General features: G+C 76.4%; 9 protein-coding genes and 1 pseudogene. 2 read left to right on the top strand and 8 right to left on the bottom strand.

All coding sequences use genetic code 11. From position 1 onward, the window contains the following. Positions 1-6: 6 nt before the first annotated feature. The 8 genes and pseudogenes from ACWDVG_RS17845 to ACWDVG_RS17810 form a co-directional block, all read right to left on the bottom strand. Positions 7-1386: a YcaO-like family protein gene (locus ACWDVG_RS17845; RefSeq protein WP_451700167.1), complete on the bottom strand. Its 1380-nt coding sequence runs from the start codon at positions 1384-1386 to the stop codon at positions 7-9. Continuing rightward, the gene (locus tag ACWDVG_RS17840; protein WP_451700166.1) at positions 1383-2903 is read right to left on the bottom strand and encodes a CocE/NonD family hydrolase; all 1521 of its coding nucleotides are present in this window, start codon (positions 2901-2903) and stop codon (positions 1383-1385) included. Before ACWDVG_RS17840 ends, ACWDVG_RS17845 begins: the two co-directional genes overlap by 4 nt. Continuing rightward, positions 2900-3913 (bottom strand): hypothetical protein, encoded by a 1014-nt coding sequence (locus ACWDVG_RS17835; RefSeq protein ID WP_451700165.1) that lies wholly within the window; start codon positions 3911-3913, stop codon positions 2900-2902. The genes ACWDVG_RS17840 and ACWDVG_RS17835 overlap by 4 nt, the downstream gene beginning before the upstream one ends. Before the next feature lie 93 nt (positions 3914-4006). Then, complete coding sequence (gene amiA, locus ACWDVG_RS17830; protein ID WP_243900507.1) at positions 4007-4120, bottom strand: streptamidine family RiPP; 114 nt, start codon at positions 4118-4120, stop codon at positions 4007-4009. Between the two features lie 58 nt (positions 4121-4178). Further along, positions 4179-5131 (bottom strand): annotated as a pseudogene (locus tag ACWDVG_RS17825) (ABC transporter ATP-binding protein). A 19-nt stretch (positions 5132-5150) separates the two neighbouring features. After that, positions 5151-6083 (bottom strand): FecCD family ABC transporter permease, encoded by a 933-nt coding sequence (locus ACWDVG_RS17820; protein ID WP_451700182.1) that lies wholly within the window; start codon positions 6081-6083, stop codon positions 5151-5153. 80 nt (positions 6084-6163) lie between these two features. Next, positions 6164-7282 carry a FecCD family ABC transporter permease gene (locus ACWDVG_RS17815; RefSeq protein ID WP_451700181.1) on the bottom strand — a complete coding sequence of 373 codons (1119 nt, stop codon included), beginning with the start codon at positions 7280-7282 and terminating at the stop codon, positions 6164-6166. A gap of 158 nt (positions 7283-7440) precedes the next feature. Then, the gene (locus ACWDVG_RS17810) at positions 7441-8424 is read right to left on the bottom strand and encodes an ABC transporter substrate-binding protein (RefSeq protein ID WP_451700164.1); all 984 of its coding nucleotides are present in this window, start codon (positions 8422-8424) and stop codon (positions 7441-7443) included. A gap of 85 nt (positions 8425-8509) precedes the next feature. Between ACWDVG_RS17810 and ACWDVG_RS17805 the strand changes: the two genes are divergently transcribed. Beyond that, positions 8510-9730 carry a hypothetical protein gene (locus tag ACWDVG_RS17805; protein ID WP_451700163.1) on the top strand — a complete coding sequence of 407 codons (1221 nt, stop codon included), beginning with the start codon at positions 8510-8512 and terminating at the stop codon, positions 9728-9730. Between the two features lie 478 nt (positions 9731-10208). Continuing rightward, positions 10209-13628, top strand: a complete 3420-nt coding sequence (locus ACWDVG_RS17800) for a S8 family peptidase (protein WP_451700162.1) — start codon at positions 10209-10211, stop codon at positions 13626-13628. The last annotated feature ends 46 nt before the right edge of the window (positions 13629-13674 follow it).

Genomic DNA, 13674 nt, shown 5'->3' with positions numbered 1-13674 from the left:
GCGGCCTCACATGTGGGGCGGAGGGGCGAGGGTGAAGTCCTCGGGGGCCTCCGGGAGCGACGTGCGCCAGCCGCGTCGGAGCGCCGTTTCGGCGAGGCGGGGGCAGCCGAAGTAGCCGAAGGCGGCGGGGGCGTTCGGCAGCAGGCCGGAGACGAGGACCCGGGCGACGCGCAGGGACGTCTCGGCCACGTCCTCGGTGGTCAGGTCGAAGGTCATCACCCGGTGCCCGCCCGCGTGCAGCGCGCGCTCAAGGCCCGCGCGGCTGCCGCGCTCGACGGCGTCCACGGGGACGGTGCCGAGGGCGGGCTCGGTGAACCTCCGGGCCTCGGCGGCCATCCGCTCGTCCAGCCACACCTGGACGTGGGCGCCCAGGTCCCGTACGCGCTCGAACTGTTCACCGCACGCGTCGAGGTAGCGGCCGTCGGCGCGGTGGTCCAGGTAGAGCCCGCGGGCGAGCAGGCCGGCCTCGACGGCCTGGAAGACCCAGCCGTCCGGGTCGGTCAGGCCCTGGGTGAAGACCCAGGTGTGGACGGCTTCGAGGACCGCCTTGCGGGCGGCCTCGGCGGGGTCGTACTTGCAGGCGAACCCCGCCGCGTACAGGCCGAGTCGCGGGTCGTGGACGAGGGCGGCCATGCAGGGGGCGAACTCGGACGGCATCTCGACGAGGTGGACGTCGAGGGCGGAGCCGGCCAGGTCGTCCATGAGGCCGGGCACACTGGCCGGGTCGATGCCGCGGGTCGGTCCGTCGAGGTGCCACCACAGTTCCAGGGCGTCGCGTTCGACGATTTCGAGGAGGCCGCGTTCGACGGCGTCGTCGAGTCCCTGGCCGGTGGCGATGCCCGCGTAGTTGAGGTGGTGGGTGCGGGGGAGGTCGCGCAGGTCGCCCTGGCGCCAGTTGAGGTGGGTGAGAGCCACGGGGGCCCAGACCTCCGTGGTCCGTCCCTCGGGCAGCCGCTCGGTGCCGCGGGTCCACAGGGACGGGGTGTCGGCGGTGAGGCGGCGGTAGGGGAACTCCTCCCGGGCGTACTGCCAGGGCGCGTACGTCGGCAGGTCGTCGGGACCGTAGAGGCGCAGGCCCCGGTCGGTGAGGTCGGCGGCGGTGGCGCGCAGGGGCGCGTCGGGGTGGCCGGTCGGGGGCACGCGGTTGCCGCAGTACCGCTCCACGCCCTCGGCTATCGCGGCGACGCGGGCCTGCTCGGGGTCGCCGAAGGTGGTGCCGAGGGAGACGCGGTCGGCGGGCCACAGCCCCAGTCTGCGGGCGTCGGATATCTCGGCGGTGAGCGCGGTGTAGCGGGGCGGGGCGCCCGCGGGGTGGTCGACGGGCTTGACCTTGCGGACGACGCCGCAGACGGGGTCGACGAGTGCTTCCAGCGGCAGCGGCGTCATCGCAGGATCTCCTTGGCGGGGTCGGTGGGGCCGGGGCAGGTGGGGGCGGGGCAGGTGGGGAGGGTGTGCAGGGTCAGCGTCACGCTCTCCGGGTCGACGTGACGGCGGGAGGGGAGCAGCCGGTGGGCCGTGACCGGGTCGCCCCCGGTGTGGGGGTTGCGGGCGTGGGCGGGGAAGTGGTGTCCGGCGATCTCGACCCGCAGCCGGGTGCCGGCCCTCAGCCGTCGCGCGAGCCGGCCGAGCTCGACGGTGAACTCGCTCTCCTCGCCCGCCGGTTCCTCGCGGCGCGTGAGGCCGACGGCGAGGCGCTCGGCGGTGCCGTCGGGGGCGAGGGCGACGAGGCGGGCGGCCCAGTCGGCGGACGGGGTGTCGGCGGTGGCCCGCATCCGTATCCGTACGGGTCCCACGGCGTCGACCGCGTCCGGCAGCGGCGCGGTGACCAGCACGCACCGGTCGGCCGGGCCCTCGGCGGGTACGGCGAGGCCGTCGGAGCGGACGGGCCGGTCGGGGTCGGCGGTGAAGGCGGCGCCGTGCTGCGGCCGCGGCCGCAGCGGGCTCGGTTCGCCCTCGCTGTCCGCGGGCAGCCACAGGTCTGCGCCGCCCAGCGCCAGCGCGCCGTGGCGGCCGGGCGCGAGGTCCCCGGCGAGGGCGCGACGGGCCCAACGGGCGTACAGATCGCCGAGGTTCACCCGGTGCGCGGGTCCCGCGTCCGGTCCGGGCGTCGCGACGAGGCCGTGCCCCCAGGGGCCGAGCAGCAGGCGCGCCGAGGGGCCGCCCCAGGTGCGCCACAGGTCGAAGGTGTCCTCGGCGAAGTGGTCGTGGTGGCCGCCGACCGCCAGCAGCGGCATGCCGGCGTGCGCGGCCCGTGCGGCGAGGCGGCCGCGCGTCCGGTGCCGCCAGATGCCCGCCCAGGAGGGCAGGCTCCGGCCGAGCCGTCGGGGGAGGCCGGTGAGCGGCAGGTGGGCGAGCAGTCCGGGGTCGTCGGCGAGGGCCTTGTCCAGCGCGTCCTCGTCGGATTCGCGACGGTCGCCGTGGGCGGCCCACCAGCCGGCACGGGTCAGCAGGCGTTCGACGCCGGAGGGTTCCCGTGCGGTCTCCGCGACTCCGAGGGCGGGCACGGCGGCGATGACCCCGTCCGGCGGGGCGTCCCCGTGGGCCTCCAGCGCGAAGGCGAGGACGAGGGCGCAGTGGGCGGCGTAGGAGGCCCCGACGGCGACGAAGCGGCCGTCGCTCCACGGCTGCCGCCGGATCCACCGGGCGGTCATCGCGCCGTCGGCGGCCTCGTTCTCGTACGGGCGCCACTCCCCCGGCGACCCGTGGCGGCCCCTCACGTCCTGGACGACGGCGGCGAAGCCCCGGCGGGCCCAGCCGCGGGCCTCGGCCAGGTGCCGGGTCCGGTCGTAGGGGGTGCGGACGAGGACGGCGGGGAAGGGACCGGCGCCTTCGGGGAGGCACACGTCGGTGGCCAGGTCGCTGGCCGGTCCCTCGACACGGGCGGTGGTACGGAGGGACGTCATCCGGCCCTCTTCGGCGTCGGGCCCACCGGCTTCGGGCCCACCGGCACCGCCGGGAGCTTCCGATGCGGTGCCGGCGTCGGAGCGACGGCGGGCACCGGCAGCACCGGGTGTTCGGTCACGGTCAGCGTGCGCAGGTCGACGTGCCGGAGGCGGCGCCGCGCCGGGAACCCGTCGGCGTCCGGGCCCGCCGGTTCCGCGTCGCCGGTCGCCCATCGGACGAGGTCGTCGGCGAGCAGGGCCGCGAGGAGCGCGGCGGCGGGCACGGTGAGCCGGAACGGTACGCCGGAGGCGCGCGGGCCGCTCCAGTAGGCGGCGAGTTCGCGGTGGGCCGGGGTGGCGGCGAGGCGGCGGGCCCGGACGTGGGCGGCGGTGACGTCCCCCGGGGCGGCGGCGAGGGGTTCGACGTACGCCTGCGGGCCCTCGCGATGGCAGCGCAGCCAGGCGACCCCGTGCCCGGGAAGCCGGTCGGCGCCGTCCCACAGCCCTTCCGGTACGGGCCCGTCGAGGCACCACACGACGGCCGCGGGGTCCCCTTCGAGCAGCTCCTCGACGGTCGGCGGCCCGTCCGGAGCGGCGCCCGCGAGGGGGGTCGTCCGCGGCGCGGCGCCGAGGGCGGTCAGGTGCGCGGCGAGCGGCCGGGTGAGCACCGGGTCGCCGAGGAGCCGTACGCCCCGGAGGGCCGCGGGCCACTCGGGGCGGTGCGGTGCGTCCACGAGGTCCGGTGCGTCCGCCTGGTCCGGTCCGTCCACGCGGTCCGGCTCGTCCACGCGGTCCGGCTCGTCCGCGAGGTATCCCGCTTCCCCGAAGGCCCGTACGAGGCGGTCGAGTTCGCCGTCCGGGGCCGTGGCCGGGTCGGACGCGGCGGCGCCGGAGAGCAGGGCGAGCAGGGCGCTCTCGTCCGCGTCCCCGGTCCTGACGGTGAGGAACTCTCCTCGGGGGGTGCGGACGGCGAGGCCCCGCCCGGGCACGGTGACGACTTCGACTCCGGGTGCGAGCCGGCTGCGGGACACGACGATCTCCTGACGACGGGCCGGGTGGGGGACGGGCGCGGGCCCGCCCGTAAGACAACGGGCGGGCCCACGGTCGAGGGATGGGGCCCTCGCTTACTCCTCGGTGTCCTCGAAGGGGTTCTCCACGAGGGCGTTGGAGTGCGAGGCCGAGTCGTGCGCCAGCTGACCCGGGTCGGCGATCGGGGCGAAGATCTGCTCGTTGTCCATGAACTCTCCTTGTTCGTAAGGGAGATGCGGCGTTCGGTCGAGCGCCGCGAGAACGACACTAATGGAAGTGATTTTCATTTTCTATTGATCCAGAGGGTGATCTGGATAACACACGGGCCAGCCCCCCTCGGGGTCCACGCCGACCCGGCCCGCCACGTTCAGCACGTCGGCGAGCAGCCCCGGTGTGACGACCTCCTTCGGCGTGCCGTCGGCCACGACCCGGCCCTCCCGCAGGGCGACGATCCGTTCGGCGAACCGGGCGGCGTGCGCCAGGTCGTGAAGGACCATCACCACCGTGAGCCCGCGCTCCTCGCGCAGGCGGACCACCGTCCGCAGCACGTCGAGCTGGTGGTGGAGGTCCAGGTAGGTGGTCGGCTCGTCGAGCAGCAGGACGCGGGTGTCCTGGGCGAGCGCCATCGCGAGCCGTACGCGCTGCCGCTCGCCCCCGGACAGCGCGTCGACGTCACGGTCGGCCCAGCCCTCCACGCCGACGTCGCCCAGGGCCCTGCGCACGACGGGATCGTCGCCCTCGCGCAGCATGCCCAGCGGGCCGCGGGCGGCGTACCTGCCCTGCCGGACGAGCTGACGGACCGTCATTCCCGGTACGGCGGGGGCGGACTGGTGCAGCAGCGCCACCCTGGCGGCCGTGGCCCGCCGGGAGAGGCCCGCGAGGTCGTCCCCGCCGAGGAGCACGCGCCCCCGGTCCGGCCGGAGCAGCCCGGCGGCAAGACGCAGCAGGGTCGACTTGCCGCAGCCGTTGAGGCCGATCAGCGCGGTCAGTTCACCCGGCCGTACGGTCAGGTCGACGCCCCGCAGGACGGGCCGCGCGGGGTAGCCGAAGTGCACCCCCTCGACGTGAATTCCCAGCGGGGTCCCCGACGGTGTCCCCGGGGACGTCCCGGCGGGGGCCTCTGCGGATGCCCCGGGAGATGCGCCCGGATGCCTCTCCGGCGGCGGTCCCGGGGGTGGGCCCTGGGGCGCCCCGACGGGCGTACCCACGGATTCGGTCATGCTCTGTCCTCCGTCGACTTCAGTACGTACGGCTCGGGGCGCGGCGCACGACGACCAGCAGCAGGGCCGCGCCGAGGCAGGCCGTCAGGGCTCCGACCGGCAGCGTGAGCCGGCCCGCGTCCAGCGCCTGGGCCAGCAGGCGCGAGGAGAGCTGCGCCGCGGCGTCGGCCCCGCACACCACGACCGCCCCGAGCAGCGCGGCGCCCGGCAGGCTCACCCGCAGGTCCGCGCCGAACAGGGCCAGGGCCAGGTGCGGGACGAGCAGCCCCACGAAGCCCAGGGCCCCGACGGCGGCGACCGCCCCGGCCGTCAGCGCCACCGCGCACAGCAGGGCGAGCGAGCGGGCCCGCCCGGCGGAGAGGCCCGCGGCCAGCGCGATCTCGTCGCCGCAGCGCAGCAGGGTGAGCGGTCCTGCGAGCAGCCAGGCCCCGGCGCCCCAGACCAGCGCCCACGGCCAGAGCAGGTGCCAGTGCGCCCACACCCGGCCTTCCGTGGTGCCGACCAGCCACTGCACGACGCTGCCGAGCTCGCCCGGCTCCACGAGCAGCACCATGGCGGTGAGTCCGCCGAGCACCGCCGACACCAGTACGCCGTTCACGGCGGTCCCGGCCGGGTCGCCGCCCGTCCGGCCGGCGAGCAGCCAGAGCAGCAGCGCTCCGCCGCAGCCGCCCGCGCAGGCGGCGAGGACCACGGCCAGGGGCGAGTCCCACCCGGCGAGCCCCAGGGCGGTCGCGGTGACGGCGCCGAGCACGGCGCCCGGTGTCACGCCGGTCACCTCGGGCCCGGCGAGGGGGTTGCGCAGCGCGGACTGCAGGACGAGTCCGGCGACGGCGAGGCACGCGCCCGCGCCGAGGGCCACCAGCATCCGGGGCAGGCGCAACTGGAGCAGGATGTGGCGCTCCGTCGGGTCGCCGCCGCCGCGCAGGACGTCCCAGACGGCGCCCGGCTCCATGCCCCGCCCGACGACCAGTTCGGCCCCGGCGCACACCACGGCGAGCGCCCCGAGCAGGGCGAAGGTCACGAAACGCCGGTTCACCGGCCCCCCTCCTCGTGCGTCGTCGGTTCCCCGGAGGCCGCCGCCGGGGCCGGTCCCCGGACCGCTGCCGGGGCATCTGCAGGAGCCGCCCCCCGAAGCGGTGCGTCCAGGGGCGCGCGTACGGCCACCACACCGCCCCGTCCGCCCGCGGCCACCCGCTCGGTCCCGGTCGTCCGGGCGCGGCGCCGGGTCCGCATCAGAGCGATCCCGGCCGGCACGCCGAGCAGCGCCGTCCAGGCACCGGCCGGGGTCTCCACGGGCGCGAGCGCCAGCCGGGCGGGGACGTCGGCGACCGTGACGACCACGGCGCCCCACGCGGCGGACCACGGCAGCCACCGCACGGCCCCCGAGGCGGGCTCGAACCAGCGGGCCAGGTGCGGGGCGAGGAAGCCCACCCACGCGACCGGCCCGCACACGGCCGTGACGGGGGCGATCAGCACGACCGCGATGGCGAGCGCCGCCAGCCGGGCGCGCTGGGCGCGCACGCCCAGCGCCTCGGCGTCCTCGTCCCCGAGGCGCATCACGGCGAGCACCGGGGCGCACAGGACGAGGGCCGGCGCGGCGACCACCAGCCACGGCCAGAGCCCCTCGACGTCGTCCCAGGTCCGGGCGGAGAGGGAACCCAGCAGATAGCGGTAGATGAGCTGGAGGTCGAGCTGGTCCGCCATGACCATCAGGACGAGCAACGCCGCCTGCAGGGCCGCAGCGACGGCGGCGCCGGTCAGGAGCACCGCGGACGGGCTGCGCCCGAGCCCCGCGGCGAGCAGGGTCAGCCCGCCGCCGAGCGCCGCCCCGCCCAGGGCGAGCAGCGGCTGCACGGCGGCGGGCAGGGACAGGGCCAGGACCAGGGGCGCGGCCACGCCGAGCGCCGCCCCGGAGGAGACGCCCAGCATCTCGGGCACGGCCAGGGGGTTGCGCAGCGCCTCCTGGAGCACGAGCCCCGCCGCGCCCAGGCAGGCTCCGGCGACCAGCGCCAATACCAGCCGGGGAAGGCGGAGTTCGGTGACGACGATCCCGGCGAGCGTGGTGTCCCCGTCGAGGAACGCTCCGGCGAGCAGGTGCGGCGGTACGGCGGGAGTGCCGAGGCACAGCGCGCAGAGCGAGGCGGCGGCCAGCAGCACGACCACCAGGAGGGGTTGCCGCGCCCGCCCCCGGGGGAACCGCCGCCGCACCCCGCCGGCCGGGGATGCGGCCCGGTCCGCCGGGGACCCGGCCGCGTCCGTCGGCGACTCGGCCGCGGCGGACGGCGCGCGGGGCGCGGAGGAGGGGGTGCTCACCGCAGCGCGGCCGTGGCCTCGTCGAGGACGATGCCCATCGAGCGGGTCCCGCGCCCCTTGGCCCACACCTCCGGGTCCACCTCGTGGACCTCACCGTTCCGCACGGCCGGGATCTTGCTCCAGAGCGGGTTCTTCGCCAGCTTCTCCGACAGCTTCCCGTCCGCGTCGCCGAAGCTCATCGTCTCGACGAACAGCACGTCCACGCCCTGGGCGAGGATCTCCTCCAGGCTGTAACTCCCCTCCACGCCGCGGGACTTCCACGGGTAGTGGGCGATCCGCGGGAACAGGCTGGCGGTCACGTCGCCCTCCGGGGTGGCGACGCCGAAGTTCTCGTCGCTGCCGTAGATGACGAGCGCCGTGCGGTCGCTCGGGGTCTTCTCGGCCCCGGCGAGCTTGGTCCGGAACGCCTTCTCGGCCTTCTCGCCCTCGGCGGTGCGGCCGGTGAGGGCGGCGGCGTCGCGCAGGTAGCCGACGCTGTCCTCCCAGGTCTCGGGCTGCATGGGCCAGAAGGTGGTGGCGCCCTTCAGCGCGGGGGCGAGCTTGCCGTGGGTGTCGCCGAGGCCGATCACGAGGTCGGGCTTGTGGGACAGGATCGCCTCCACCTCGGGCGCGATGAAGCCGCCGGGGACGACGGCGACCTTCGCCGCCGCGTCCTTGCCGAGGAAGCGGGGGTGGGCGAGGAGGGTGTTGTTGGTGGCCGTGGGGACGATGCCGAGTTCCGTCAGGATGTCGTCGCAGAGCGCGAACAGGCAGACGATCCGCTCGGGGCGCTTCTCCAGGGCGACGGTGACGCCGTTGACGTCCGTCACCTTCAGGGCGGCTTCGACGGGTTGCACGGTGACGGCGACGCCGGGCTTCGCGGCGGGGCCGGCCTTGTCGGCCGCGGGTTCGTCGGCGGACGTGCCGCAGCCGGCGAGGACGGAGCCCGCCACCGCCGCGGCGAGCAGGCGACGGACGAATCTGGACGGTGCGCGCAGCATCAAGGGCCTCGCTTCTTCGGGGGATCTGGAACGCACCGAACATACATGATAATCGTTTTCACTAACGACGCCCCTGGAGGATCCCATGCCGCCCGCCGCTCCCCCGCCCCCCACTCCACCGCCCGTACTCCTCGTCTCCGACCACGTGGCCGGTTCCGTGCACGTGCTGACCGTGCCGGACGGTGGCGTCGTCGGACGGCTCGACGGCCGCCATCTCTCCGAGCACGCGGGCTTCTTGGCGCTGCCGGGAGGGCGGGTCGCCTGCGTCGACGACCGGCGCGGCGAGCTCCTGGTGCTCGACCCCTGGGGCGACGCGCTCGTCGAGCGCACCGTCCCCGTCGCCGTACCGGCCGAGCACCTCGCCTGCGATCCGTCCGGGCGCCTGCTCGCCGTCACCACCGGGCTGGGCAGGAACGCCGCACCCTGGTCGGACCTCCTGACGGTCGTCGACCTGGTCAGTGGCGCCGCGGCCCGGGTGCGCACGCGGGCCGGCGAACCGGGCGTCACGGTGCTCGGCGGTGGCGCCCCGCTCGTCGTCCTGCGCCACCGGGAACCCGGCGCCCTCGCCGTACACCGCTTCGACGAGCTCCTCGCGGCTCAGCCCGGCTGTCCCGTCGTCACGCCCGAGGCGCTCCTGCCGCTGCCCGACGACGGGCACGGGGACGCGCACGACCCGGCCACGGGGCGGGTGTTCGCGGCCACGGGCGAGGGCGTGCACATGGCCTGCAGGAAGGGGGACACGCTCGTGGCCGAGACGGTGATCCCCTGGGAAGCGCCCGCCCGCGGCTGGTACCTCCGCCTCGACACCCGCCGGCGGGCGCTCTGGAGCACGCTGCGCGGCGGCACCCCGGACCCGCTGCACTGGCCCGAGTGGACCAACCAGGCCTGGTGCCACGCGCTGGAGACCGGCCGTACGCGCCGCGTCGACCTCGGCCCCGGCCTGGTCTTCCGCCTCGCGCTCACCCGGAGCGGCACCGCCTTCTCCCGCGTCCACCCCGACGGCGACGAACTGGTGCTGCTCGGCGACGACGACACCGTCCGTCGCGTGCCCCTCCCCGCCATGGACGGCGCGCCGCGGCGCGGCGGCACCCCCTGGGAGGGCGTCGAGCGGCGCGCGGTCGCCGCCTCACCGGCCACGGAATGGGTCGCCGTCACCCGCGGCGGTCACGGCGAGGTGCACCTCGTCGACGCGCAGACGGGCGGGGAGGCGAACCGGCTCCATCTCGGCACCCCGCTGCACCACGGCGGCCACGTGACGCTGCTCGTCCGGGACGACGGCGCGGACGGCGATCCCGTGGGCCGCTGACCGACCGCGCCCCCGTTCCGGGTCCGTTCCGCCACGGCGGGGGGCCGGCTCCGCCACGCCCGACGGGGCACGCGCCCGCGCCGGGACCCCACCCGTAGCCCGGAGGGCGCGCGGTTCCATGAGGGTGCGGTTTCGGCCAAGGGGAGGGCGGCGCTCCGAGCGGGCGGCCGCGACGCCGTGACACGCCGTGCGAGGACAGGCGGGAGCGGTGTTCCGGAGCGGCCGGTCCGTGCCGGAGTCGCGGAAGGATCGTCCCCCCGTCACGGGCCCGTCACACGGCCATCGCGGTCCCGTCGCGCGGGCCGCGCCCAGGTCGGCCGGAAAGCAGGTGCCCCAACCCCTCGGCGCCCGGCGCGCGTTGATCACCTTCCCCGCTCCTCACATACTGCGCTGACCGGCGGCGGGCGCCCTCGCGGCCCGAGCCGGAACCGACCACTCGACCTCATCCCAAGCTCCTGGGGGAGACTTGCGCGCACATGTGAACAGAGCCCGCGCCTTCACCCTTGCGGCGGCCACGTCCGTGGCCCTCGTCGCAGGCACGACCGGCCCGACGACCGCGCTCACCGCGAGCGCCACGCCCTCCGCCGGCGCCGCCGGCGCCGCGAAGACCACGCTCACCACCGCCGACGCGACGGCCTCGGCGGACACCGCCCGCGGCGGCGGCACCCGGCGGATCCCGCTCGTCACGGGCGACCACGTCGTGGTGAACGCCCGGGGCCGCATGGTGGGCTTCGAGGCCGCCGAGGGCCGGGCCCGCATACCCGTCGAGGTGCAGCGCACCGCGGGGAGCACCCTGGTGGTGCCCGCCGACGCGCGGCGCCTGATCGCCTCGGGCCGCCTCGACCAGCGGCTCTTCGACCTCGACGTGCTCACCGACCCGCGGCTGCGCCGGAGCCACGGCGACGGGCTCAAACTGATCGTGCGGTACGCCGACGGCGCCGGTGCGGCGCGCGCCGAGGTGCGGGCGGCCGGGGACACCGAGCTGCGGCGCACGTTCCCGACCCTCGGCGCCGACGCCGTCCGGGCGGACCGGGACGACGTGGCCCGGGTGTGGGAGGCGCTCACCGACGAGCGGCGCGACGGCGCGCGGGCCGCGGCCTCCGGCATCGCCACGGTGTGGCTGGACGGAGTGCGGGGCGCGAGCCTGGACCGCGGAGTGCCCCAGATCGGCGCGGACCGCGCGTGGGAGGCCGGGTACGACGGCAAGGGTGTGCGGATCGCCGTCCTCGACACCGGGGTGGACAGCACCCACGAGGACCTCAGGACCCGGGTCGTCGACGAGAAGAACTTCTCGGCCTCGCCCGACGCGAAGGACCGCGTCGGACACGGCACGCACGTGGCGTCGATCGCCGCCGGTACGGGCGCCGCCTCCGGCGGCCGGTACAAGGGCGTCGCCCCCGGCGCCGAGGTGATCAGCGGGAAGGTCCTCGACGACGAGGGCTACGGCGACGACTCCGCCGTCATCGCGGGCATGGAGTGGGCCGCCGCCCAGGGCGCGGACGTCGTCAACCTCAGCCTCGGCAGCCCGGACAGCCCCGGCGTCGACCCGGTGGAGGCGGCGGTCGACCGGCTCTCGGCCGAGAAGGGCGTCCTGTTCGCGGTCGCCGCGGGCAACGACGGCGAGGCGGGCGCGTCGACGCTCGGATCGCCGGGCACGGCGGACGCCGCGCTGACCGTCGGCGCCGTCGACGGCAACGACCGCCTGGCCCCCTTCTCCAGCACCGGGCCCCGCGTCGGCGACGGCGCCGTGAAGCCGGACGTGACCGCGCCGGGCGTCGCCGTCGCCGCGGCCGCCGCCCCCGGCAGCGCCCTCGACACGCGCCCCGGCGCCCAGCACCCCGCCCCCGGGTACCTCCGGCTCGACGGCACCTCCATGGCCACCCCGCACGTCGCGGGCGCGGCCGCGATCCTGAAGCAGCGGCACCCGGAGTGGACGTACGCCGAGCTCAAGGGCGCCTTGACCGGGTCCGCCCGGGGCGGTGACGGGCTCACGGCCTTCCAGCAGGGCTCGGGCCGCATCCAGGTCGACCGGGCGCTCGTCCAGAGCGTCGTCGCGGAGCCGGTCTCGCTGAACTTCGGGACGGCGCGCTGGCCGCACGCCGACGACGAGCCGGTCACCCGGAAGCTCGCCTACCGCAACCTCGGGACGGCCGACGTCACCCTCGACCTGTCGGTGGCGACCCTGGACCCGGCGGGCCGCCCCGCGCCGGCCGGGTTCTTCTCGCTCGGCGCCCGGACGGTGACCGTGCCCGCGGGCGGCACGGCCGAGGTCGGCCTCGTCGCCGACACCCGGATCGGCGACGCCGACGGCACCTACTCCGGTTACGTCACCGCGACGGCCGCCGGCCAGTCGGTCCGCACGGCCGCGGTGGCCGTGCGGGAGGCGGAGTCGTACGACGTGACGATCAGGGCCGTCGGCCGCGACGGCACCGACGCCGAGTACTTCTCCAGCACCCTGACCGGAGTCGCGGGACCCGCCGCGGGCTTCCAGACGCGCGTCGACAACGAGCCGGGCGCCCACACGATCCGCGTGCCCAAGGGCTCGTACACCTTCAACACCGCCGTCTACGAGGACCCCTCGGACTTCGCCGCGGGCACCGACTGGATCGCCCAGCCGAAGCTGGACGTCTCCGGCGACGCGACGGTCACCGCCGACGCGCGCACGACCCGGCCGGTCGACCTCACCGTGCCGGGTCTCGACCGCGCGGACTACGCCGGCACGTACTACGAGGTGAACACCCCCGTCGGCCGCGTCGGCAACGGCTGGGTGCTGCGGGGCTTCACCGGCTTCCGCACCGCCCACCTGGGCCCCGCCGTCACCGACGGCTCCCTGCTGCAGACCTGGGACGCGCACTTCCTGAAGGACGCCACCAGCCAGTACTCGGTGGCCTTCGGCGGCCGTACGAACACGGTGGCGACCGGCTACACCCGGCACGTGCGGGCGGACGAGCTGGCCACGCTGAAGGTCGGCCTCGGCGCCTCCGCCCCCGGCAAGTCCGCCCTGGCCTCCCCGTACGCCCACCTTCCCGGGGCCCCGGAGGGCAACGGCTTCGGCGCGCCGCAGGCGGCGCCGGGCACGCGCACCTTCCACGTCTCCACCGCCGACGGCGTCAGCTGGCTCACCCGCTTCAACCAGCTGGGCGCGCCCGACGAGTACGGCTACCCGGCCTTCGAGGGCGGTTACGAGATGGTCCGGCCGAAGCGGTACGAGGCCGGCGGGACGTACCGGGAGACGTTCAACACGGGTGTCTTCGGGCCGCTCCTGGGGGCGGACGCGGGGGTCTTCCGCACCGCTCCCGACCCGGTGACGGGCGAGCAGCAGCTCGTCGGCGCCCTGCCGCTGTTCGCCGACGGCGCGGGCCACGTGGGCCTGCCGCCGCAGACGTCGGCGACGACGACGCTGTACCGCGACGGGGTCGAGGTCGGCAGGAACGACGACCCGCTGACCGGGACGCGGCCCTTCACGGTGGACGGGGCCGACGCCGAGTACCGGCTGAGGACCTCGGCGAGCCGTCCGGCGGCTCTGGCCGGTGCCTCCACCCGGATCGACGCGGGCTTCACGTTCCGCTCGCGGCAGGTCGCCGCCCTCACGGCGCTGCCGGTCTCCACGGTCCGCTTCGGGGCCGCCGTCGACCTGGCCTCGCGCGCCCCGGCGGGCAGGGCGGTGCTGGTCCCGGTGACGGTGCGGGGCGCGGCCGCCGACGGGAACCTCGCGTCGCTCGCGGTGTCCGTCAGCCACGACGACGGCCGGACCTGGAAGCCGGTGACCGTCCGCGGGGGCTGGATCTCCGTGACGAATCCCGCGAAGGACAAGGGGATCTCGCTCTCCGCCGTGGTCAAGGACAAGCAGGGCAACACGTCGACCCTGACGATCCACAACGCGTGGCTCGGCGCGTGACGCCCGCGCCCCGTTGACCGACCGGGCCCGCCCGGTGCCGCCCCTT

The organism is Streptomyces sp. NPDC003327 (assembly GCF_053589515.1).
This window is presented reverse-complemented; position numbering and strand designations above follow the sequence as displayed.